Here is a 23,051-nt window from a genome sequence, read left to right on the forward strand (position 1 = left end):
CCGCTCCCGCTCCTCCGCATTGGGCGGGCGCCCTGGCTCGCCGCATCCTGGGTGGGGCGGGCGCTGCGGTCTACGCGCCCGCTTTACCCCGAAGCCCGGGTGGACGCGGGTCAGCGTCCGCCGCAGCCTGCGTGGTGTGGGTGCCATGCCCAGGCACCCACACTGGGCCGTTGCCTGCCTTGCCCTCATGGCGTCGGGTGGCTCCCGGTCGCGGGTGATGTTGTGGGTGAGCCTGACGGCGCCATCGAGGACCCTGTTCCGATTTGCCCGCGTAAATCGGAAATTTCATCTCTTATTCGGGTTTGGTGGCGACGAATATCGCGGTGCCCGGGAAAATGCGGCCACGCAGGGGGCTCCACTGGCCCCAGGTCTGCTTGTGGCCGTCCGGCCATTCCGGCTCGATGAGGTCATTCAGCACGAAACCGGCGGCGATCAGCTCGCGGATGCGGTCGCCCAGGGTGCGGTGTTGCTCGACGTAGGTGGGTACGTGGCGTTCGTCCTGTTCGACGTAGGCGCGGCGGTCGAAGTAGGAGTGGACGGCGACCAGGCCGCCCTCGCCCGGGTCGTCCAGGAACACCCAGCGCATGGGGTGGGTGATCGAGAACGCCCAGCGGCCGCCGGGGCGCAGGACGCGGTGGACCTCGCGCATCACGCGTGCCGAGTCGGCTACGAAGGGTACGGCTCCGAAGGCCGTGCAGACGATGTCGAATACGCCCTCGGCGAACGGCAGCGCGGTCGCGTCGGCCTGCATCAACGGGACCTCGATACCCGAACGGACGGCTCCGGCGCGGGCGTGGCGGAGCATTCCGGCGGACAGGTCCGACGCCACGACCTGCGCGCCCTGGGTGTGCAGCCAGCGGGAACAGGACGCGGCGCCGCAGCCGATCTCGAGCACCCGCCGGCCCGCCACCTCGCCGAGCAGGTGCGCGTCGGCCTCGCGCAGGCCCTCGGGGCACCACACGAAGTCGGCGTCGCCCAGGAAGGAACCGTGTTCGGCCTGGTAGGCGTCGGCGTCGCCGTCCCACCAGCGCCGGCTGGCCCGGCGGCTCTCGGCGGGACTCACGGCGCGTCGTGTGACGCCTGCGTCAGGTGACGATTCCATGGGGAGCAACGGTAGGCCCTGGCAAAGTCGGCAGATCGGGTCTGGGGGAGGGTTGGACCATGTGGTATTGCGCAGGGTAGGCTGATCGGTGCACTCGTGGGTTTGTGCGCCTCGGTAGGGAGCAGGCTCACGGTCGCCGAACACATCCTGAGCTTCCAATGCACTGATCCTGCACTGCGACAGGCGGGTTGTGCCCGACGACGGGTCCGCGGGAGCGCGCAGGTTCACCAGGCAAATCCACCGACCGGAGCAACAGCCCACATGACGAGCAGCATCGAGGCCACCTCGAGCGCCAGCAGCAACAAGGTCACCATCGACGACCTCGGATCCGAGGAGGCGTTCCTCGCCGCGATCGATGAGACCATCAAGTACTTCAATGACGGCGACATCGTCGAAGGCACCGTCGTCAAGGTCGATCGGGACGAGGTCCTGCTCGACATCGGCTACAAGACCGAGGGCGTCATTCCCTCGCGCGAGCTGTCGATCAAGCATGATGTCGACCCTGCTGAGGTCGTGTCGGTCGGTGACCACATCGAGGCCCTGGTCCTGCAGAAAGAGGACAAGGAAGGCCGCCTGATCCTCTCGAAGAAGCGTGCGCAGTACGAGCGCGCGTGGGGCACGATCGAGAAGATCAAGGAGGACGACGGCGTCGTCCGCGGCTCGGTCATCGAGGTCGTCAAGGGCGGTCTCATCCTCGACATCGGCCTGCGCGGCTTCCTGCCCGCTTCGCTCGTCGAGATGCGCCGGGTGCGCGACCTGCAGCCCTATGTGGGACGCGAGCTCGAGGCCAAGATCATCGAGCTGGACAAGAACCGCAACAACGTGGTTCTGTCGCGCCGCGCCTACCTGGAGCAGACCCAGTCCGAGGTCCGGACCGAGTTCCTGCACAAGCTGCAGAAGGGCCAGGTCCGCAAGGGCGTTGTGTCCTCGATCGTCAACTTCGGTGCGTTCGTCGACCTCGGTGGTGTCGACGGCCTGGTCCACGTCTCCGAGCTCTCCTGGAAGCACATCGATCACCCGTCCGAGGTGGTCGAGGTCGGCCAGGAGGTGGAGGTCGAGGTCCTCGACGTCGATCTGGACCGTGAGCGCGTCTCCCTGTCGCTGAAGGCGACCCAGGAGGACCCGTGGCGTCAGTTCGCCCGGACCCACGCGATCCAGCAGATCGTGCCGGGTAAGGTCACCAAGCTCGTCCCGTTCGGCGCCTTCGTCCGCGTCGACGACGGCATCGAGGGCCTGGTGCACATCTCCGAGCTGGCCGAGCGCCACGTGGAGATCCCCGAGCAGGTCGTCCAGGTCGGCTCCGACGTCATGGTCAAGGTCATCGACATCGACCTCGAGCGCCGCCGGATCTCGCTGTCGCTCAAGCAGGCCAACGAGGGCTTCGTCGAGGGCGAGGAGCACTTCGACCCGACCCTCTACGGCATGTCGGCCACCTACGACGAGCAGGGCAACTACATCTACCCGGAGGGCTTCGACCCGGAGACCGCCGAGTGGATGCCCGGCTTCGAGAAGCAGCGCGAGGCGTGGGAGCAGCAGTACGCTGAGGCCCGCCAACGCTGGGAGGCCCACACGAAGCAGGTCCAGTCGGCTCGCCAGGCCGACGCCACCGCCGAGCCGGCCGCGGCCGCCCCGGCGGCAGGCGGCTCCGTCAGCTCGTCGACCCCGACCGCGGCCCGCGCCCCGGAGGAGCCGGCCGGCACCCTGGCCACGGACGAGGCCCTGGCCGCCCTGCGCGAGAAGCTCGCCGGCGGCAAGAGCTGACCCAACGCCAGCCAGGCCCAAACCTGACGGCTCGCACGACATAACGAGCAGCCCCGGCCCCGCACTCGCGGGACCGGGGCTTCTCATTGCCCACCCCGCCACGCCCGCACGCCCAATTGCCGCGCCCCCGATCTCCGCCCACGCAACGCACCCGTGAGCCATACAGCCACGCAACGCACCCGCGAGGTGCGTACGCACGCAAAGGGCGCGGTACCGGCGTTTTCTTTCCACGATCATGAAAAAGTGCAGTGGACAAATAGGACATGCTCATGATCGTGGAAAGAAAACGCCGGTAGCACCGCGGGCGAAGGCGGCTGGGTAGACGAGGCGCAAGGTTCTCGAAGAGGGTTCCGCACACGACGGCCGGTTGGCCGGCCCGGAGCACGATCCCGTCACCAGTCGCGCAGCTAAGCCAAGCCCAGCACGGACCTCGCGGCACGAGGGACGACGGCCGTAGGAGACGGATCGCGCGAGACCGAAGACGGCGGCCGGGTGGAGAGACGACGGCCGCAAGGGACGGATCGCGCCAGACCGAAGACGGCGGCCGGGTGGAGACACGGCGGCCGCAAGGGACGGATCCCGCAAGACCAAAGACGGCGGCCGGGAGGAGAGGCACGCCGCCCCCGCTCCGGCCCCCCGCCCCCCGGCCCCGCCCCCGGAGGGGTCCGGCCCGCCCCCGAAAGAGCCGACCCGCGGCGGCGACCTCAAGCCGCCGCCGCGCGGGCTACTTCACGCCGGCCACGTCCATCGCCCGCAGCTCCTTCTTCAGGTCCGCGACCTCATCGCGAATCCGCGCGGCCAACTCGAACTGCAGCTCGCGTGCCGCGCTCAGCATCTGGTCGCTCAGGTCCTGGATCAGCGTGGCCAGCTCCGCGCGCGCCATGCCGGCCCGCGCCGGCGTGCTGGCCGCCGCGCCCGCGGTGCCCTTCGTGCCGCCGCCCTTCTGGCGGGCGCGGATGTTCTCCGGGGACTTGCCGCGGCTCATCTGGCGGCCGCCGCCGATCACCACGGCGCCGCCCGGGCCGTGGCCGCTCACGGCGCCGGCGGTGTCCTCGGCCTCGCGGTAGATGTCGTCGAGGATGTCGCCGAGCTTCTTGCGCAGCGGCTGGGGGTCGATGCCATTGGCCTTGTTGTACGCCTTCTGCTTCTCGCGCCGCCGGTTGGTCTCGTCGATCGCCAGGGCCATCGACGGGGTCATCTTGTCGGCATACATGTGCACCTGGCCGGAGACGTTGCGGGCGGCGCGGCCGATCGTCTGGATGAGGCTCGTCCCGGAGCGCAGGAAGCCCTCCTTGTCCGCGTCCAGGATCGCCACCAGGCTCACCTCGGGCAGATCGAGGCCCTCGCGCAGCAGGTTGATGCCGACCAGCACGTCGAACTCGCCGCGGCGCAGCTCGCGCAGCAACTCGACCCGGCGCAGGGTGTCGACCTCGGAGTGCAGGTAGCGCACCCGGATGCCGTGCTCGAGCAGGTAGTCGGTGAGGTCCTCGGCCATCTTCTTCGTGAGCGTGGTGACCAGGACCCGCTCGTCACGCTCGACGCGCAGGCCGATCTCGTGCATGAGATCGTCGATCTGGCCCTTGGTCGGCTTGAGCACCACCTCGGGGTCGATCAGGCCGGTCGGGCGGATCACCTGCTCGACGAACTCGCCCTGCGTCTTGCCCAGCTCCCACGGGCCCGGGGTCGCCGACAGGTAGACGGTCTGGCCGACGCGCTCCTCGAACTCGTCGAAGCGCAGCGGCCGGTTGTCCTGGGCGCTCGGCAGCCGGAAGCCGTGCTCGACGAGGGTGCGCTTGCGGGAGGCGTCCCCCTCGTACATGCCGCCGATCTGCGGGACGGTGGCGTGCGACTCGTCGATGACGGTCAGGAAGTCGTCCGGGAAGTAGTCGAGCAGGCAGTGCGGCGGGCTGCCGGCCTCCCGGCCGTCGATGTGGCGTGAGTAGTTCTCGATGCCGTTGCAGAAGCCGACCTGGCGCATCATCTCGACGTCGTAGGTGGTGCGCATCCGCAGCCGCTGCGCCTCGAGCAGCTTGCCCTCGCGGTCGAGCTCGGCGAGGCGCTCCTCCAGCTCGACCTCGATGGCGGCGATCGCCCGCTCCATGCGCTCCGGACCGGCCGCGTAGTGCGTCGCCGGGAAGATCATCAGGGAGTCGGTCTGCCGGATCTCATCGCCGGTGAGCGGGTGCAGGTAGGAGAGGCGCTCGATCTCGTCGCCGAAGAACTCGATGCGGATCGCGAGCTCCTCGTAGGCCGGGATGATCTCCATCGTGTCGCCGCGCACCCGGAACGTCCCGCGGTTGAACGCCAGGTCGTTGCGCGTGTATTGGATGTCGACGAGCCGCCGCAGCAGCTTGTCGCGGTCGATCTCCTCGCCGACGGTGACCTTCGCCGCCCGGTCCAGGTATTCCTCGGGCGTGCCCAGGCCGTAGATGGCCGACACGGTCGCGACCACGATCACGTCACGACGGGTCAGCAGGCTCATCGTGGCCGAGTGCCGCAGCCGCTCGACCTCCTCGTTGACCGACGAGTCCTTCTCGATATAGGTGTCGGTCTGCGGGATGTAGGCCTCGGGCTGGTAGTAGTCGTAGTAGCTGACGAAGTATTCGACCGCGTTGTTCGGCATCAGGTCGCGGAACTCCTTGGCCAGCTGCGCGGCCAGGGTCTTGTTGTGCGCGAGCACCAGCGTCGGGCGTTGCAGCCGCTCCACCAGCCATGCCGTGGTCGCGCTTTTGCCAGTGCCGGTCGCGCCGAGCAGGACGGTGTGCCGCTCGCCGCCGCGGACCCGCTTGGCGAGCGCGTCGATCGCCGTCGGCTGGTCGCCGGAGGGCTTGTACTCGCTGACTACCTCGAAACGGCGGTCCAAGCGTGGGATGTCGAGCGCCATGACCCAACCGTACGCGGGGGGTATGACAACTTTCGGGGTCCTAGCCCTGGGTGCTCGATCGTATTCAGCCTGACGATTGTGTGTGAAACATCACCGGTCTACGGTAGACGTCGTAGGCCGCTCGCGGCGGCCGACCGGAGAGCAGGCCCGCCCATCACGCAGGCCCTCCCGGCGCCCGGTTGCAGCCCCGGCCCGTCACGGCCGGCGAGCGCACCGAGGATGGATCGCGCGCATCGCGCGACCGGCCGCCGCGAGCGCCCTAAGCATGGCCCCGACCGCGTGCCGCGCCCTGAGTCAGACCAGCCGCCAAAAGAGCCTGCCGCGGGCGCCCTGAGCCATAAGCGAGTCGCCAAAAGAGCCTGCCGTACGCGTGCTGAGCCATAGCCGAGTCGCCGGAAGAGCCTGTTGCGAGCGCCGAGCCGTAGATCGGCCCGAACGCCCAAAAACCCATAAGGAAACGGCAGCGGGTAGAACAGACACAGGATGTACCAAAGCGGAAAAATGCATCAAGAGGACCTGATGCGCTCCCAGGCCTCCGCCACGGCGGCATCGAGGTCCTCGGGCGTGCCGTCGTTGACGATGGCGATGTCCGCAACCGCCCGACGCTGCTCGTCCGTCGCCTGCTTCTCGATCCGCGCGAGGGCCTCCTCCCGCGACATCCCGCGCATCTGCGTCAACCGCGCAAGCCGCGTCTCGAGCGAGGCGAAGACGATGACGACCAGCTCGTACAGGCCGGCCATGCCCTTCTCGACGATCAGCGGCACGTCGTTGACCACGATCGCGTCCGCCGGCGCCGCCGCGACCAGCTCCGCCGTGCGCGCCCGCACCAGCGGATGCGTGATTCCCTCCAGGCGCCGCCGCGCGTCGTCGTCGGCGAACACGATCCGCGCCAGCGCCGCCCTGTCCAAGGATCCGTCCGCCGCGAGCACCGACGTGCCGAACGCCTCGACGACCCGCGCCAGCCCCTCCGTGCCGGGCTCGACCACCTCGCGCGCCAGCCGGTCGGCGTCCACGATCACCGCGCCGAGGGCCGCCAGCCGCGCGGCGACCGCGCTCTTACCTGCGCCGATCCCGCCGGTCAGGCCAACCATCTTCATGGCGACATCACACCGGAAGGTGGATCCGGCGCGGCGCTCGGGGGTGCTCCGGCGTGGTCTGCACGGATTGCGCGGATTGTCAAGATAACTTCCGACTCAGGGCAAGATCCGGAGGCGGTCACGGGCCTGGCACACCGCGACTGGGCAGGAGCCATGCCGCAGGGTAGCCGTAGGGTTGCCGCCCACGACATCGGCGAGGGCGCGCGCCGCGGCGCTCATCGTGGCTGGGGATGCTGGCCGTGAGCGGCTGGTATACGGCGAGCGGCGCCGCTGCCGTCGCGCTGAGACCGTCCCTTCCGCCATGGCGCGAGCCGCGGCCGTTCAGCGATACTCTGCCGGGCAACTGCACATCTGCCAGGACCAGAAGGACGCGCTGCATGGAGCCGGGACACCCCGCACGGCACGATCCACCGACGGAGCACAGCCACGACCAGGTCAACGGGTCGCCACCGCGGCCCAAGAGCCGGCGCGGGTGGATGTCCGACTCGCCGCTGGACGGCGGCTCGGGGTGGCCCACGTCCGCCTACGCGATCGTGCCGCGCCAGCCCGCCGGGCCGGACTCGGCCGCGCAGCCGCCCCCGCCGGCCGCGCCGCCCGCAGAGGAACCGCAGCCGGTGGCGCCCGGCTCGCGCAAGGGCCGGATCGCGGTACTGCTGATCGGCCTGATCGTCCTCGTCATCGCGGCCGTCGGAGGGGTGCTGGCGTCGCGCGACAACGCTGACTCGGCGAAGACCGGCGCCGATGCCACGACGGCGACCACGCCCGCGCCGGACCCGACGACGGGCGAGCCGGTGGTGGCCGTTGCCGACCCCGCCGCGTCGGCGAGCGGCGGCGCGAGCGGTGCGCCGGCCGGCTCATCCGCGAGCGGGTCCGCGGCGGCCTCGGCGAGCGCCGGGACCAGTGCCGAGGCGACGGTGCCGGCCGCGCCGCCGAGCACCACGATCCTGCGCACCGGCACCGCGCAGGTGGCGGTCCTGGCCGGTAAGCCGGACGACGCCTACGACTTCGACAGCGGCGCCAAGCAGACGGCCGGCGCGGACGTGACCGCGGGCGTGATCGGTCTTTCGGCGGCGAACGGTGCCAAGTTCGCGGTGCTGGTCGGGGCGGACACGCCGTCGCTGGCCGCCTGCTCGGCGGTCCCGGAGGGGCAGTGGATCGGCCAGGTGCTCCTGGCGAGCCTGCTGCCGGGCTCGAAGGTCTGCCTGCGGACCAGCGAGGGGCGCTACGCGTGGTTCATGACCCGCGCCGGCGACGTGGTCAACGGCGCGCTCTACACCGCGAACCTGGACTTCATCGTCTACAAGAAGGCCGGCGAGTGAGCTAGGGCTCGACGTCGGTGAAGTGCTCGACGCGGGGTGCGCCGTCGAAGTACGGGCCGATGAGCGTGCGCCACTGCGTGAAGCGGTCGGTGGCGCGGAAGTTGTCCAGGTGCGCCTCCACCGAGTCCCACTCGACGAGCAGCACGAAGCGCGAGGCGCTCTCGATGCCCCGGGTCATGCGCACCGAGCGCAGGCCCGGGGTGGTGGCGAGGATCTCGTGGGCCTTGCGGTACGCGGCGGCGAACTCGTCCTCGCGGCCTTCGAGCACGTCGATCAGTGCGACTTCCAGAACCATTGGACAAGGGTAGACCGTGCTTGACTGGCTGACCTCGCCTGCCTTCCATGCCTTCGGCGCGCCGACGAGCTGGGCCGAGCTGCTCGGTTTCGCCAGCGGCCTGCTGACGGTGTACCTGGTCGTGCGTCAGCACATCGGCAACTGGCCGCTGGGCATCGCCAACGTCCTGCTGCTGATGGTCGCCTTCTGGCACGTGGGCCTCTTCGGCGACGCGTGGCTGCAGGTCGTCTACGTCGTGCTCGGCGCCTACGGCTGGTGGCGGTGGAACTCGGGCGCGGTGCAGCAGCGGGTGCGCGCGACCACCCGGGCCGAGTGGTGGTGGCTCGCCGCCGCCGGGGTCCTGCTCACCGTGCTGCTGTGGTGGTACCTCGACCGCTACACCGAGTCGACCGTCCCATGGCCCGACGCCGCCACGACTGCGGTCTCGCTGCTGGCCACCTACGGCCAGACCCGCCGGCTCGTGGAGAGCTGGTGGCTGTGGATCGCCGTCGATATCGTCTACGTCCCCCTCTACGGCTACAAGGACCTGTGGCTGACCGCGCTGCTGTACCTGGTGTTCCTGGGCCTGTGCGTGGTGGGCCTGCGAGCGTGGCGGGCGCAGTGGTCCACGGCCTGATCGTCGGCAAGTTCTACCCGCCGCACGCCGGGCACCACAGCCTCATCGATGCCGCCGCGGGCGCCTGCGACGAGGTGACCGTCGTCGTCGCACCGTCCACAGTGGAGTCCATTCCGCTCGCCGACCGGGTGGCGTGGCTGCGCGAGGTCCACGCCGCCGACCCGCACGTGCGCTTCGTCGGCGTCTACGACGACCTGCCGATCGACTACGGCTCCGCGGACGCGTGGGCGGCGCACTGTGCGCTGTTCCGCGCCGCGGCCGGCGACCGCCGCGTCGACCTCGTCTTCTCCTCCGAGGCCTACGGCGGTGAGCTGGCCCGCCGCTTCGGCGCCCGGCACGTTCCGGTCGACCCGGGCCGCGCCGCCGTGCCGGTCTCCGGCACCGCGGTGCGCGCCGACCCGGTTGCCAATTGGGCGTTTCTGGCCCCTCCGGTGCGCGCCTGGTTCACCCGCCGGGTCGTGGTCGTCGGCGCCGAGTCGACGGGCACCACGACCCTGGCGAGGGCCCTCGCGGCGCATCTTCGCCTGCGCGGCGGCGCGTTCGGCGGCACGACCTGGGTCGAGGAATACGGACGCATGCTGACCTCCCTGAAGATGGCCGATCTGGCGCCGGGGCAGGCGATGGCGGACCTCGAGTGGACCCGCGCGGACTTCGTGACCGTCACGCGGGAACAGAACGCCGCCGAGGACGCCGCCGCCCGATCCGGCGGCCCCATTCTGCTCTGCGACACCGACAGTTTTGCCACGGCGATCTGGGAGGAGCGCTATCTCGGCGACGCATCGCAGCCGGTCCGTGACGCCGCGCGACGGCCGGCGTTGTACCTGCTGACGAGCCACGAGGGCGTGCCGTTCGAGGACGACGGCATGCGCGACGGCGAGCACCTGCGGGCGTGGATGACCGGCCGGTTCCGCGCCGAGCTCGCCGCGAGCGGGGTGCCGTGGCTCGAACTGACCGGGACGTACCGGGCCCGGCTCGCCCGCGCCGTCGAGGCGTGCGACGACCTTCTCGCGAAGGGCTGGGACCTGGCGGACCCGCTGCTGCCGGCCGGGCGATAAATCGACGTCAGTCGAATTGTCGGTGGGTGCTGCTAACGTCCGCGGCATGGCGATCGGTTCCAACATCGACACGTTTGCGGGCCTTCGGGTCCGGCGTTTCCGCCGCGGCGAGCGCGGCCGCGGCGTGGCCTGGCGCATCTCGGTGGACTACGAGGCGCCCGAGGACCGCTTCGCCCGGGAGCTCGACAATCTCATCGACTCCGTCGGCGGCGTCAACGTCGAGGCGCTCGTCATCGGCCAGTGGGGCGAGTCCTACGACAGCGCGCCGCCGCTGCACCTGCTCGTCGCCGCCCGCGACCGGCTGCCCAACCTGCGGGCGCTGTTCGTCGGCGAGATGACCTACGAGGAGTGCGAGATCTCCTGGATCCACCACGGCGACATCGCGCCGCTGCTCGCCGCCTTCCCGCGGCTGGAGGTCCTGCGCATCCGCGGCTCGGAGGGGCTGCGGCTCTCCCCGGTGCGCCACCGGCGGCTGCGGGAGCTCGCGGTCGAGGCCGGCGGCCTGCCGGGCGCGTTCGTCCGCGGCTTCGCCGACTCGTCGTTCCCGGCGCTGCAGGAGCTGGAGCTGTGGCTGGGCATCGCGGAGTACGGCGGCGACGTCACGGTCGAGGACCTCGCCCCGATCCTCGGCGGCGCCGACCTGCCGGCGCTGCGCCGCCTCGCCCTGCGCAACGCCGAGATCGCCGACCAGGTCGCCGAGGCCCTTGCCGCCGCGCCGGTCGTCGCCCGGCTGGAGGAGCTGGACCTGTCGCTCGGTGCGCTGTCCGACGCCGGCGCCGCGGCGCTGCTGCTCGGCCAGCCGCTGACCCACCTGCGCCGGCTCGACCTGTCGCACCACTTCATGTCCGCCGACGTCGCCGGGCGCTTCGCCGAGGAGCTGCCCGGCGTCCGCGTCGACACCTCCGACGAGCAGGCGATCGACGAGGACGGCTTCAGATACGTGTCGGTGACCGAATGAGGACGTTGACGCGCCCGCTGACGGTGGTCGGGATCCGCGGCCACCGGCGGGTGGAGCTGTTCCGGGCCGCCGCCGTCGCGGGCGGGCTGGGCGAGCCGGCGTTCGTCGACTGGCGCGACGTGTGCGCCGGCGACTTCGACCTCGCGCCCGGCTCGGCGGTGCGCCTGGAGTCGCCGGGCGAGGACCCCGAGGTCGACCGGCTGCTGCGCGGCGCCGACCGGCCCGCAGAGCACGGCGAGATCGTCGGCCTCGCCGCGTGGTACGAGGGGTTCCTCGCCGCCGCCCGCCGGGTCGAACAGCGCGCGAGCGGGCCGGTGCTCAACCCGGTCGACGAGCTGGCGGTCATGTTCGACAAACGCCGCTGCCACGCCCTGCTGCGACGGCACGGGGTGCCGGTGCCCGACGGGTTCGCCGCGGACGGCTACGACGGCGTGCGCTCGGCGGGCTGGCCGCGGGTGTTCGTGAAGCCGGCGCACGGCAGCTCGGCCTCCGGCGTGGTCGCGCTCGCCCTGCACAAGGGCCGGGTCAGCGCACACACGTCGGCGGCGCTGGACGGCGGCCGGCTGTTCAACGAGCTCAGGGTGCACCACTACACCGACGAGCGGCAGGTCGCCGCGATCGTCGACCGGCTCGGGGCCGACGGGCTGCACGTCGAACGCTGGATGCCCAAGGCCTCGCACGGCGGGCGGGTGTTCGACCTGCGGGTGGTCGTCATCGCCGGGCGGGCCAGCCACGTGGTGGCGCGCACGAGCCGGTCCCCGCTGACCAACCTGCACCTGGGCAACGCCCGAGGCGACCTGGCCGCGATCCGCGCCGCGATGGGGCCGCGGCACTGGGCGGCGGCGCTGGAGACGTGCGAGCGGGCCGCGGCCTGCTTCCCGGGCAGCCTGCACGCCGGGGTCGACCTGCTGGTGTCGCCGGGCTTCGACGTGCACGCAGTGGCCGAGGTCAACGCGTTCGGCGACCTGCTGCCGGGGCTGCTCGTCGACGGGCGCGACACGTATGCGGCGGAGGTGGCGGCGCTGTGAGATCCCTGCTCGGCAGCCACGACCTGCTGTTCGTCACGCTCGACACGCTGCGCTACGACGTCGCCGCCGACCGGCTGGCACGCGGCCGCACGCCCAACCTGGCGCGGGTCCTGCCCAACCGGCGATGGGAGCGGCGGCACACGCCGGCGTCGTTCACCTACGCGGCGCACCACGCGTTCTTCGGCGGGTTCCTGCCCACCCCGGCCGGGCCGGGGCCCCACGAGCGGCCGTTCGCGGCGATGTTCCCGGGCAGCACCACCGTCGGGGCCGACACCTGGGTGTTCGACGCGCCGGACGTGGTGACCGGGCTGCGCGGCGCCGGCTACCACACCATCTGCCTCGGCGGCGTCGGGTTCTTCGCGATGACCTCCGCGCAGGGCGCGGTCCTGCCCGCGCTGTTCGACGAGGCGCACTGGACCCGCGAGTTCGGCGTCACCAACCCGGCCTGCTTCGAGGCCCAGCTGGACCGGCTCGCCGAGGTGCTGCCGGCGGGCGGGCCGCTGTTCACGTTCGTCAACGTGGCCGCGATGCACCAGCCCAACCGGCACTACCTGCCGGGCGCGGCCGAGGACACGGTCGACTCCCACGGCGCGGCGCTGGAGTACGTCGACCGGCACCTGCCGGTGCTGCTGCGCCTGGTCACGTCCCGCGGCCGGCCGTGCCGGGTGATCCTGTGCAGCGACCACGGCACCGCATACGGCGAGGACGGCCACACCGGGCACCGCTTCGCGCACGAGGTCGTGTGGACGGTGCCGTATGCGGAGTTCACGCTGGAGGCCGGCGCATGGTGAACCTCGGCTCGCCCTATCAGGGCTACCTGTATGCCTATCCGCACAAGACCGCCTACCGGCCGCTGGACCCGCGGCCGCCGCTGGCCGACGTGTGGGCCGGCGAGGACACCGGCGCGCTGTTCCTCTACGCGCACGTGCCCTTCTGCGAGATGCGGTGCGGCTTCTGCAACCTGTTCACCCGGGCCAACCCGCCCGACGGGCAGGTCGACGCCTACCTCGCGCAGCTGCGCCGGCAGGCCCGGCGGGTCGCGGCGGCGTTGCCCGGCGCCCGATACGCGCGGGCGGCGATCGGGGGCGGCACCCCGACGTTCCTGAGCGCGGGGCAGCTGACCGAGCTGTTCGACCTGCTCGAAGTCGATTTCAGTCAGATACCGACGTCGGTGGAGACCTCGCCCGCCACCGCGACCCCGGAGCGGCTCGCGGTGCTGGCCGAGCGGGGCGTTACGCGGGTCAGCATCGGCGTGCAGAGCTTCCTCGACGCCGAGGCGCACGCCGCGGGGCGGCCGCAGCGGCGCGCCGAGGTCGACCGGGCGCTCGCGGCGATCCGGACGACTGCCGACGCGGCGGACCTCAACATCGACCTCATCTACGGCATCCCCGGGCAGACCCGCGAGACCTGGGACGCGTCCCTCACCGCCGCGCTCGAGTGGCGGCCCGAGGAGCTGTACCTGTACCCGCTGTACGTGCGGCCGGTGACCGGGCTCGGGCGACGCGCGGCCGCCGGCGGCGGGGCCGACCCGGCGTGGGACGCGCAGCGGCTCGAGCTCTACCGGCACGCGGCCGGGCGGCTGGCGGGGGAGGGGTACGAGCAGCTGTCGATGCGCCAGTTCCGCCGGCGCGACGCCCCGGCGGTCGACGGGCCGCAGTACTGCTGCCAGGACGACGGCATGGTCGGGCTCGGCTGCGGCGCCCGCTCCTACACCACGGCGCTGCACTACTCGTTCGACTATGCCGTCGGGGTGAGCCCCGTGCGGGGCATCCTCGCCGACTACCTGTCCCGGCCGGAGGAGGACTTCGACGCCGCCGAGGTCGGCTTCGCGCTCTCCGAACAGGAGCAGCGCCGGCGGTGGCTGCTCAAGTCGCTGCTGCGCGCCGAGGGGGCCGACCCGGCGGCCTACAAGCAGCGGTTCGGCGGCGCGGACCTTGACGAGGACTTCCCTGGACTCCAAGGGCTGCGCGACGCCGGGTACGTCGACGGGCACCGGCTTACCGCCGAAGGGCTGGCGCACTCCGACGCGATCGGGCCGTGGTTGATCTCCGAGGATGTGCGCGCCGCCATGGCCGGACACGTGACGCGATGAGGATCCTCTACCGCGGGCCGCTTGCCAGCTGCAACTACGACTGCCCGTACTGCCCGTTCGCGAAGCGCCGCGACCCGCCGGAGCGGCTGCGGGAGGACCGGGCGGCGCTGGAGCGGTTCGTCGGCTGGGTGCGCGGGGCCGGCGAGCCCGTCGAGGTGCTGTTCACCCCGTGGGGTGAGGGGCTGACCCGGTCCTGGTATCGCGACGCGCTGGTCGAGCTGTCACACCTGCCGCACGTCGAGCGGGCCGCGATCCAGACGAACCTGTCGGCGCGGCTGGGCTGGGTCGCCGGCGCGGACCCCGGGCGGCTGGCGCTGTGGTGCACGTACCATCCGGGCCAGACGACCCTCGAGCGGTTCCTGGCGGCGTGCGAGACCCTGCGCGGGCACGGCGTGCGGCACTCCGTCGGGATCGTCGGGCTGCCCGAGCATCTCGGCGCCGCGGTCGAGCTGCGGCAGCGGCTGCACCCGGAGGTGTACCTGTGGGTGAACGCCGCCGACGGGCACGCGTACGCGGCGGAGGAGGAGGCGGCGTGGACCGCCGTCGACCCGCTGTTCGGCTACAGCGTGCGGCCGCACGCCTCGCTCGGGCGCGGGTGCCGCACCGGGGACGACGTGATCTCCGTGTACGGCGACGGGACGGTGCGCCGGTGCCATTTCGTCGAGGAGCCGATGGGCAACCTCTACGACGGCTCGTGGGCCGCCCGGCGAGGGCCCAGGCCGTGCCCGAAAGCAGCGTGCGACTGCCACATCGGGTACGTCCACCTCAAGACGCTGCCGCTGTACGAGGTGTTCGCCGGCGGTGTGCTGGAACGCATCCCGGCGGATCCGAAACTCAGGGGCGGCGGCCGATGAAGGCGAGCAGGCGGGTCTGCGGGTCGGCGTCGGCGGGCACCTCGACGGCCGGACCGAACTCGCCGCTGGCGCGCATCGCGGGCTCGGCCGAGCGCATGCCCTCCAGCATCGCCGCGCAGCGCTGCGGGTCGAGGTGCTCGTCCTGGCCGGTGGCCCGGGCGAGGTCCCACGTGTGCAGGAAGACGTCGGAGGTGTAGAAGATCGCGATCGCGGCCGGCACCGGCATGTCGCCGGTGTGCCGGTTGGAGAACGGGACGGCGGCGCTCGCCGGGTCGTCGAGGACCGCCTGGACCGCGGCGGCGTGGGCCTGCCACGCCCCGACCGGGTCCTCGTCGACCGGCGGGCCGGCCGGCAGCTCGATCCCGGCGCCGGACTCGAGGAAGCCGGGTAGCCACTCGATCAGGTGACGCACCACGTCGAGGGCGGTCCAGCCCTCGCACGGCGCGGGCGCGGACCAGTCGGTCGTGCCGGCCACGAGCTCGCCGAAGCGGGCGGCGGTCGTGCGGTGGTCGTCGGCGGCGGAGCTCATCGCGGGCCCTCCTCAGCGGCACCGGCGAAATCGCCGAGGCCATACTTGTCGGCATGAGTTACTTGATCGCGTTCGCGTCGCGGCGACTGGTGGAGGACGAGTCGCTGACCCCTGGATACGTGTACCACGATCCGGAGGACGCCACGCTGCCGCCCGCCGCAGACGGGCGCCGGGCCAGCGGCTGGAACCTGCTCGTCGGCGACGAGACCGACGAGCAGCTCGCCGACGCGGGGGAACTGCTCATGCCCGACCTGGAGTGGCTCGTCGAGCGATACCCGGCGTTCGGCAAGATCGTCAGCGCCGGCTCGGAGGGCCGGCAGTTCGAGTGGGACGCCGATGCCGGCCGCTACACCGATGTTGGCCCCTCGACCTTCCCGGGCGAGGACTAGGCCCTGCCCTGCCGATCATGCCGGCCTGCGAAAGCCCGGTCACGACACCGGTAGCCGGGCTTCCGCGGGCCGCAGGACGGGTCCTAGTACAGCCCGGCGTTGCTCTCGTTCATCAGCTCGAGGACGCTGTCGACGTACGCCTGGTTGGGGAACGTGCCCATGTTGGGCGAAACGCCGTCCGTGCCCCAGTTGTAGGCTGAGATGACGGGTTTGAGCAGTTCAGGGTTGTTCGTCGCGTTGTAGTTCGCCGTCGTCTTCTTGTGCTGCTTGGCGATCTCGTCGCCGTAGTACGCGATGAGCCAGGCGAGGTAGTTCGCGCCGAGGGTCACGTTCTCCGACGGCTTCCTGCAGTCGTAGTTCTTGGCGAACCGGCCGTTCACGAACGTCTGGGTGGTCGGCATGATCTGCATGATGCCGACGCCGCCGTCGCAGGCCTTGATGTCGGACTGCCAGCCGCTCTCCTGCTCGGCGATGGCGTAGAGCAGGCGCTTCGGCACCAGGATGTCGGCGTAGGCGGCCTTTGTCGCGGTACCCCAGAAATGGGTCCCGGCGGCGGTGTCGAGGTAGCCCTTCACGGTCGACTTCGGCAGCTGCTTCGGGCCGCGGGACGGCTCGCACCCGGGCTTGGTCGTGTGTTCCGGCGCCGGCGCCTCGACGGTCTCGATCGGGGCCGTGGTCGTCGGCGGCGGCGCGGGTGGCGGGCTGGGCGGCGCCGAGGACGTCTCGACGGCCGCGGCAGCCGCCTCGCTGGTAGCCCGGGCCGGCCGCGACGTGCTGGCCGTCGGCGTGTCGCGGTCCACGCCGCGCGCCAGGTTGACGATCACGCCGCAGCCGAGCAGCACCACGGCCAGCCCGACGCCGAGCAGGACCGCGCCGCCACGCCGCCGGCGCCACGGCCGCTCCTGCTCCGCGGTGTCGTCGTCCTCGTACAAGTCGTCGTCCATCGATACCCCCGTACCGTCAGGCTAGCCGTAAGAAGAGACGCCCGTCGTCCCGTGAATCGATGACACGGCGCCCAACGTCACATCGCCCGTAGCGGGCACACGGCTGCTGGGAGGTGCCTGGAACAATGGAGGCATGCAGACCCGCTCAGACCTCCGCAACGTGGCCATCATCGCCCACGTCGACCATGGCAAGACCACCCTCGTCGACGCGATGTTGCGGCAGGCCGGCGCGTTCCACGCCCGCGCAGAGCTCACCGACCGGGTCATGGACTCGATGGACCTGGAGCGCGAGAAGGGCATCACCATTCTCGCCAAGAACACCGCCGTTCGGTACGTCCCTCAGGACGGCGGCGACGCGGTGACCATCAACATCATCGACACCCCCGGCCACGCCGACTTCGGCGGCGAGGTCGAGCGCGGCCTGACCATGGTCGACGGCGTGGTGCTGCTGGTGGACGCGAGCGAGGGGCCGCTGCCGCAGACCCGGTTCGTGCTGCGCAAGGCGCTCAAGGCGCGGCTGCCGATCATCCTGGTGATCAACAAGGTCGACCGGCCCGACGCGCGGATCAAGGAGGTCGTGGACGAGACGTATGAGCTGTTCCTCGACCTCGACGCCGACGAGGAGCAGATCGACTTCCCGATCGTCTACGCCTGCGCCCGCGACGGCATCGCCTCCAGGTCGCAGCCCAAGGACGGCACGATCCCCGAGGACAGCGACAACCTCCAGCCGCTGTTCCGCACGCTGCTGGACACGATCCCCGCCCCGGCGTACGACGAGAACGCCCCGCTGCAGGCGCACGTGACCAACCTCGACGCCTCGCCCTTCCTGGGCCGCCTGGCGCTGTGCCGGGTCCGGCAGGGCACGATCCGCAAGGGCCAGACCGTCGCCTGGTGCCGCGAGGACGGCGCCCAGACCAGCGTGCGCATCTCCGAGCTGCTCATGACCGAGGCGCTGGAGCGCAAGCCCGCCGAGCAGGCTGGGCCGGGCGACATCATCGCCGTGGCCGGCATCTCCGAGATCATGATCGGCGACACGCTCGCCGACGCCGAGAACCCGGTCGCACTGCCGCGCATCACCGTCGACGAGCCGGCGATCTCGATGACCATCGGCACCAACACCTCGCCGCTGGCCGGCAAGGTCAAGGGCGCCAAGGTCACCGCCCGCCTGGTCAAGGACCGCCTCGAGCGCGAGCTGGTCGGCAACGTTTCGCTGCGGGTGCTGCCCACCGAGCGCCCCGACGCCTGGGAGGTGCAGGGCCGTGGCGAGCTGGCCCTGGCGATCCTGGTCGAGCAGATGCGCCGCGAGGGCTACGAGCTGACCGTCGGCAAGCCGCAGGTCGTGACCCGCGAGATCGACGGCAAGGTGCACGAGCCCACCGAGCGGCTCACGATCGACGCGCCCGAGGAGTATCTCGGCGCGATCACCCAGCTGCTGGCCACCCGCAAGGGCCGCATGGAGCAGATGGTCAACCACGGCACCGGCTGGATCCGCATGGAGTGGCTGGTCCCGGCCCGCGGCCTGATCGGCTTCCGCACCGAGTTCCTCACCGACACCCGCGGCACCGGCATCCTGCACCACGTGTTCGAGTCCTACGAGCCGTGGTATGGCGAGCTGCGCACCCGCGCCACCGGCTCGCTCGTCGCCGACCGTTCGGGCGTGGCCACGCCGTTCGCGATGATGAACCTGCAGGAGCGCGGCTCGATGTTCGTCGAGCCCACCACCGAGGTGTACGAAGGCATGATCGTCGGGGAGAACTCGCGCGCCGACGACATGGACGTCAACATCACCAAGGAGAAGAAGCTCACGAACATGCGTTCGTCGGCGGCGGACGAGACGGAGAAGCTGATCCCGCCCCGCAAGCTCTCCCTGGAGCAGGCGCTCGAGTTCTGCCGCGAGGACGAGTGCGTGGAGATCACGCCGCAGGCCATTCGGATCCGAAAGGTCATGCTGGACCAGAAGGACCGCGAGCGCGTCGCCCGCAAGCGCGCACACGCCTGATCCTTTTCAAAGCCGGATATGGTACTTCCTGTGCTCGGTCGAGCACAGGAAGTACCGAATCAGCCTGATGGGCGGCGTTGGGCCGGCAGGTCCTCGGACGAGTAGCGGCCGGACTCGAGCGACCAGTCCAGGTTGCCGCGGATCCAGTGCACCAGGTCGGTGATCCCGATGATCGCCGCGCGGTCGTCCCAGTGGCGCGTCTCGAGCCGGTCCCGGGCCACCTGGAACTCGATCATGTGCTCGTCGTGCTCGGCGACGGCCGCGGCGACCGCGTCCGGCAGCGACAGCCGGTGCTCGCGCTGCATCGCGAAGACGATGTTGTGGTGGTCCCCGATCGCGGCCTCCTTCGGCCACGAGATCAGGTCGTTGAAGATCCCGATGACCGTGCCGGCGGCGCGCCGGGCGGCGTCGAAGTCCGGGTCCTCCAGCAGCGCCCGCGGCAGCTCGATGCCGTGCATCGGCTCGATCAGGTCGAAGAACATGTCGGTGGCCGCGCTGTGGTGGCGCATCCGGCGGTACTCCTCCAGCAGCGGCGGCCGGTCCGCGGCGCGGTTGCCGGCCTCCCACAGCGTGCCGGCCAGGTAGTCCGCGACGTGCCCGACGAACCGCTCGCGCCACGCGGCGCCGACGCGCGGCTCGGTGCGCCGCCACACCTCACCGAGCGCGGCCGCGAGCGGCCGGCCCAGCGCCGTGGCCAGGATGGGCGCCGGCTGCTGGTCGCGCAGCAGGCGCACCACCTCGGCCACGGCGGCCCGGGCCGGCTCGGGGTCGCGCACGAGCGCCCGCTCGAGCAGGTCGTCGAGCACGAACGTGCTGATCAGCCAGGCCGTGGCCAGGCGTAACTCGGCCTCGCCGGCGTCCGGGTGGGCCCGGGCCATGAGGTTGGCGAACCGGGCCCGCGCGAACGCCTGACGCGCGCCGGGGCGGTCCAGCAGGCCGTGCCGGGTCGCCCAGTGCAGCGACCAGCGCTGCACGGCGTCGGCGTGCGGCGAGATCCGGGGCGCGAACGGGCACAGCACCGCTGGCGCCGCGAGCTCGTCCCGCTGCGTCATTTCATGCAAGATGCATCACCGCCCCGCCGTGGTACCTCATAGTCGCGCCGATTCACGCCCAGCGCGAGCCCCGACGCGGCATTAGGAAACCTTGTGGGATTTGTCCGCTTCTGCGGCCTCCGCACGCGCGTCCCGTCGCGACTTGACCAGCGAGGCGACGGTCGTGATCGCGAGGGTGCCGATGATGACGGCCAGTGACAGTTCGATACCGATGTGCGGGGCCCAGGAGACGTGCTCGCCGCCGTTGATGAACGGCAGGTTGTTGTCGGCGAGCGCCTCCAGGAAGAGCTTCACCCCGATGAAGCCGAGGACGACGGCGAGGCCCACCGACAGGTACACCAGCCGGTCCAGCAGGCCTCCGATCAGGAAGTACAGCTGGCGCAGGCCCATCAGCGCGAACACGTTCGCGGTGAAGACCAGGTACGGCTCGGAGGTCAGGCCGAAGATCGCGGGGATCGAGTCGAGGGCGAAGATGAGGTCGGTGGTGCCGATCGCGATGAGCACGACGATCATCGGCGTCATGTGCAGGCGCCCCCGCTCGTCACGGGCGGTGAGGCGCGACTCCTGGTACTGCGGCGTCATCGGCAGAACCCGGCGCGACCAGCGGATGAGCGGATTCTCCTTGAAGTCGCTCTCGTCGGTCTCGCCCTGCATGGCGAGCTTCACGGCGGTGTACACCAGGAACGCCGCAAAGATGTAGAACACCCAGGAGAACCGGCTGATCGCCGCCGAGCCGAGGGCGATGAACCCGCCGCGCATGATCAGCGCGAGCACGATGCCGATCAGCAGGACCTTCTGCTGGTACTGCCGCGGCACCTTGAACCGCGACAGGATGATCACGAAGACGAACAGGTTGTCGACCGACAGGCTGTACTCCGTCAGCCACCCCGCGTAGAACTCGCCGGCGTAGTTCCCGCCCCACTTGGCCAGCACGAACAGGCCGAACAGCAGGGCGAGCCCGACGTACACCGTGACCCAGATCGTCGACTCTTTGATGGACGGCTCGTGCGGGCGCCGGGCCACGATCGCGAGATCGAACAGGAGAATGGCGCCCAGACCGACGAGAGTCGCTGTCCAGATCCAGCCGGCAACGTCCACGTGCAATTACCTCCGGTAGACACACCACAGGCCGCGCCGGCCCACCGGGGCGCGCGGACTGTGTAGTTGACACCGGAGGTCTCTTCCGCCACCCCGCCGAAACCGGATGACCGACGGCGCCGGGTGTGGATCCCACGTCGGACGTGGGCACCGTGCTGACGACGACCGCCGCGGGGGAATACTCCCCTCCTGTTGCTCGTCAACCATTGTCCATCAGGCCGTCACGTCAAGACGCGCGGGGGCGAAAAAATGTCGTACCCCCCGTCTATCGTGCTGCTCAACCGGGATGACCGGGGCGTTCTTTCAACGCTCACTCATGCCAGGCCCGTCGAAGCCCGTCGAAGGGAGTGCGATCGTGTATCGGCAAGGTGACGTTCTGTTGGTGCCCGTGCCCGGGTCGGAGGTGCCCGCGACCGCGGTCCCGGCGCCGCGTGACCGGGCCGGACGCATGGTCCTGGCCCGCGGCGAGGCCACCGGCCACGCCCACGTGATCGTCGGGCCGGACACCGTCCTGCTCGCCGACCGCGACGACGTCGACCGCCTTTTCGTGAAGATCGTCACACGGGCGCGGGTCGTCCACGAGGAGCACGGCACGATCACCATCCCCGCCGGCGCCTACCGCATCGTCCGTCAGCGCGAATATGTGCCGGGCGCCTACCGCTACGTGGCCGACTGATGACCGCCGTCACCGCAGGCGAGTCGCGGGCCGCCGCCCTCGGCGCCGTCTCCGCGAAGTGGCTCGCCGCCGGCCTGTCCACCGCCCCCGCCGACCGTGCCGCCGCGACCGACTCGGTGCGCCTGGCCTACCGCTCAGCGGGCCTGCCGGAGCCGCGCCACGTCGTGTGGTTCGCCTCGCCGCTGGCCGGCGCCCGCGCGGCCGCGCTGCTCACCGGCCGCCGCGACCTGCCCGGCGCCGCGCCCGACCCGGACGAGGAGGCGATCGCTGCCGAGCTGCGCGCGCAGCGCTGCCCGCCGGTGGTCGGCAGCGCCGGCCCGTCGGTGCGCAACGCGGTCCGCACCGCACCGTGGGCCGCGGCCCGCTCCGACGCCCTCGAGCTGCTCGGCCCCGACGGCTGGGCGGCGCTGTGGTCGGCGTGCGGCGCCGACGTGTGGCGCCTCGTCAACGACCGGATCGCGACGCCGCTGCGCACCCACCTGCGCGGCGAGCTGCCCGTCCACGCGCGGGCCGTGCTGCTCGACGCGGTCGGCGGCCAGCACGACGCCGGCTGGCTGGCGGCCTTCGACGCCGCGTCGCCGCCCGCGAGCCCTGGCCCGTCCGCCCCGGCGGCGGAGCCGGTCGAGGCCGCGCCGATGTTCAGCGCCGGCCCGGTCGGCGCGGTCTGGGCGAGCACCGGCAAGCCCGCCGACGCTGCCCTGCACGCCGTCCAGCCGCTCGCCGGCCTGGCCGGGGTGGCGCGGTCCGCGTCCTGGTGGTGGCCCTATGCCAACGTCGCGATCGTCAGCGACCGCCCCGACGCCCTGCACCGGGACAACATCGGCCGCCTGCACGCCGCCGACGCCCCGGCCCTGCACTACAGCGACGGCTACGCCCTGCACGCCTGGCGCGGCATGCCGATCCCGTCGGAGCTCGTCGACCGGCTCGCGCACCTGACGCACCGCGAGATCGCCGGGGAGCGCAACGCCGAGCTGCGGCGCGTGATGCTCGAGCACTTCGGCTACGAGCGCTACCTGCGCGAGGCCGGCGCCCGCAAGGTGTCGCAGGACGAGTGCGGTGTGCTGTGGCGGCTCAACTTCGCCGACGACGAGCCCCTCACGATGGTCGAGGTCATCAACAGCACCCCCGAGCCAGACGGCACCAGCCGCGTCTACTGGCTGCGGGTCCCGCCGGACACCACGTCGGCGCGTGCGGGCGTGGCCTGGACCTTCGGGCTGACCGAGGCCGAGTACCGGCCCATGGTCGAGACCTGACCCGGCCGGCGACGCGAAGCGGCCCGCCGTGGGGAGGAGGAGAATCCCGG

20 protein-coding genes and 1 pseudogene are annotated in these 23,051 nt (G+C 71.4%); 13 read left to right on the forward strand and 8 right to left on the reverse strand.

Annotated features, from left to right (window positions below):
- Positions 1–292: 292 nt before the first annotated feature.
- Entirely contained in the window at positions 293–1,102 is an 810-nt protein-coding gene (locus ABD901_RS30285; RefSeq protein ID WP_345131721.1) for a class I SAM-dependent methyltransferase, read from the reverse strand.
- Positions 1,103–1,363: 261 nt separating this feature from the next.
- Here ABD901_RS30285 and rpsA point away from each other — a divergent pair, with 261 nt between their 5' ends.
- Complete coding sequence (gene rpsA, locus ABD901_RS30290; RefSeq protein ID WP_345131723.1) at positions 1,364–2,863, forward strand: 30S ribosomal protein S1; 1,500 nt, start codon at positions 1,364–1,366, stop codon at positions 2,861–2,863.
- A gap of 724 nt (positions 2,864–3,587) precedes the next feature.
- Here rpsA and uvrB read toward each other — a convergent pair.
- Both uvrB and coaE read right to left on the reverse strand, forming a co-directional pair.
- Positions 3,588–5,747, reverse strand: coding sequence for an excinuclease ABC subunit UvrB (uvrB, locus tag ABD901_RS30295; protein WP_345131725.1), 2,160 nt, complete (start codon positions 5,745–5,747; stop codon positions 3,588–3,590).
- A 527-nt stretch (positions 5,748–6,274) separates the two neighbouring features.
- Positions 6,275–6,844: pseudogene (gene coaE, locus ABD901_RS30300) on the reverse strand (dephospho-CoA kinase); the annotation flags it as partial.
- Between the two features lie 377 nt (positions 6,845–7,221).
- Between coaE and ABD901_RS30305 the strand changes: the two are divergent.
- The gene (locus ABD901_RS30305; protein ID WP_345131727.1) at positions 7,222–8,163 is read left to right on the forward strand and encodes a hypothetical protein; all 942 of its coding nucleotides are present in this window, start codon (positions 7,222–7,224) and stop codon (positions 8,161–8,163) included.
- 1 nt (position 8,164) lies between these two features.
- On the opposite strand, the gene ABD901_RS30310 is transcribed toward ABD901_RS30305, so the two are convergent.
- A complete protein-coding gene (locus ABD901_RS30310) occupies positions 8,165–8,458 on the reverse strand; it encodes an antibiotic biosynthesis monooxygenase family protein (RefSeq protein ID WP_345131729.1) in 294 nt (97 codons plus the stop codon).
- 16 nt (positions 8,459–8,474) lie between these two features.
- On the opposite strand from ABD901_RS30310, the gene pnuC reads away from it, so the two are divergent.
- Genes pnuC through ABD901_RS30345 form a run of 7 tightly spaced genes read left to right on the forward strand, consistent with a single transcriptional unit; the run spans position 8,475 to position 15,061 of the window.
- Positions 8,475–9,074 carry a nicotinamide riboside transporter PnuC gene (pnuC, locus tag ABD901_RS30315; protein WP_345131731.1) on the forward strand — a complete coding sequence of 200 codons (600 nt, stop codon included), beginning with the start codon at positions 8,475–8,477 and terminating at the stop codon, positions 9,072–9,074.
- Positions 9,047–10,129 carry an AAA family ATPase gene (locus ABD901_RS30320; RefSeq protein WP_345131733.1) on the forward strand — a complete coding sequence of 361 codons (1,083 nt, stop codon included), beginning with the start codon at positions 9,047–9,049 and terminating at the stop codon, positions 10,127–10,129. The genes pnuC and ABD901_RS30320 overlap by 28 nt, the downstream gene beginning before the upstream one ends.
- A 46-nt stretch (positions 10,130–10,175) precedes the next feature.
- Positions 10,176–11,087, forward strand: coding sequence for an STM4015 family protein (locus ABD901_RS30325; RefSeq protein ID WP_345131735.1), 912 nt, complete (start codon positions 10,176–10,178; stop codon positions 11,085–11,087).
- Positions 11,084–12,115, forward strand: a complete 1,032-nt coding sequence (locus ABD901_RS30330) for an STM4014 family protein (protein WP_345131737.1) — start codon at positions 11,084–11,086, stop codon at positions 12,113–12,115. Before ABD901_RS30325 ends, ABD901_RS30330 begins: the two co-directional genes overlap by 4 nt.
- On the forward strand, positions 12,112–12,906 hold the full coding sequence (locus ABD901_RS30335) for an STM4013/SEN3800 family hydrolase (protein ID WP_345131739.1): 795 nt from the start codon (positions 12,112–12,114) through the stop codon (positions 12,904–12,906). The genes ABD901_RS30330 and ABD901_RS30335 overlap by 4 nt, the downstream gene beginning before the upstream one ends.
- Positions 12,900–14,207, forward strand: coding sequence for an STM4012 family radical SAM protein (locus ABD901_RS30340; protein WP_345131741.1), 1,308 nt, complete (start codon positions 12,900–12,902; stop codon positions 14,205–14,207). The genes ABD901_RS30335 and ABD901_RS30340 overlap by 7 nt, the downstream gene beginning before the upstream one ends.
- Positions 14,204–15,061, forward strand: a complete 858-nt coding sequence (locus tag ABD901_RS30345; RefSeq protein WP_345131742.1) for an STM4011 family radical SAM protein — start codon at positions 14,204–14,206, stop codon at positions 15,059–15,061. The genes ABD901_RS30340 and ABD901_RS30345 overlap by 4 nt, the downstream gene beginning before the upstream one ends.
- Here ABD901_RS30345 and ABD901_RS30350 read toward each other — a convergent pair.
- Entirely contained in the window at positions 15,042–15,590 is a 549-nt protein-coding gene (locus tag ABD901_RS30350; RefSeq protein ID WP_345131744.1) for a TIGR03086 family metal-binding protein, read from the reverse strand. The genes ABD901_RS30345 and ABD901_RS30350 overlap by 20 nt on opposite strands.
- 53 nt (positions 15,591–15,643) lie before the next feature.
- Here ABD901_RS30350 and ABD901_RS30355 point away from each other — a divergent pair, with 53 nt between their 5' ends.
- The gene (locus ABD901_RS30355; RefSeq protein ID WP_345131747.1) at positions 15,644–15,979 is read left to right on the forward strand and encodes a hypothetical protein; all 336 of its coding nucleotides are present in this window, start codon (positions 15,644–15,646) and stop codon (positions 15,977–15,979) included.
- Between the two features lie 83 nt (positions 15,980–16,062).
- On the opposite strand, the gene ABD901_RS30360 is transcribed toward ABD901_RS30355, so the two are convergent.
- Positions 16,063–16,923: a transglycosylase SLT domain-containing protein gene (locus ABD901_RS30360; RefSeq protein WP_345131749.1), complete on the reverse strand. Its 861-nt coding sequence runs from the start codon at positions 16,921–16,923 to the stop codon at positions 16,063–16,065.
- A gap of 133 nt (positions 16,924–17,056) precedes the next feature.
- Here ABD901_RS30360 and typA point away from each other — a divergent pair, with 133 nt between their 5' ends.
- Positions 17,057–18,922: a translational GTPase TypA gene (gene typA / locus ABD901_RS30365; RefSeq protein ID WP_345131751.1), complete on the forward strand. Its 1,866-nt coding sequence runs from the start codon at positions 17,057–17,059 to the stop codon at positions 18,920–18,922.
- A gap of 59 nt (positions 18,923–18,981) precedes the next feature.
- Here the strand turns inward: typA and ABD901_RS30370 are convergent, their stop codons facing one another.
- Positions 18,982–19,974 (reverse strand): terpene synthase family protein, encoded by a 993-nt coding sequence (locus ABD901_RS30370; protein ID WP_345131753.1) that lies wholly within the window; start codon positions 19,972–19,974, stop codon positions 18,982–18,984.
- Positions 19,975–20,055: 81 nt separating this feature from the next.
- Positions 20,056–21,072 (reverse strand): TerC family protein, encoded by a 1,017-nt coding sequence (locus tag ABD901_RS30375; RefSeq protein WP_345131755.1) that lies wholly within the window; start codon positions 21,070–21,072, stop codon positions 20,056–20,058.
- Between the two features lie 382 nt (positions 21,073–21,454).
- Between ABD901_RS30375 and ABD901_RS30380 the strand changes: the two genes are divergently transcribed.
- Together ABD901_RS30380 and ABD901_RS30385 are read left to right on the forward strand one after the other, a co-directional pair.
- A complete protein-coding gene (locus ABD901_RS30380; RefSeq protein WP_345131959.1) occupies positions 21,455–21,748 on the forward strand; it encodes a hypothetical protein in 294 nt (97 codons plus the stop codon).
- A complete protein-coding gene (locus tag ABD901_RS30385) occupies positions 21,748–23,001 on the forward strand; it encodes a DUF6745 domain-containing protein (protein WP_345131757.1) in 1,254 nt (417 codons plus the stop codon). Before ABD901_RS30380 ends, ABD901_RS30385 begins: the two co-directional genes overlap by 1 nt.
- Positions 23,002–23,051 lie beyond the last annotated feature (50 nt).

Origin of the sequence: Dactylosporangium darangshiense, assembly GCF_039537565.1 — a bacterium.
GTDB classification, from domain to species: Bacteria; Actinomycetota; Actinomycetes; order Mycobacteriales; family Micromonosporaceae; genus Dactylosporangium; species Dactylosporangium darangshiense.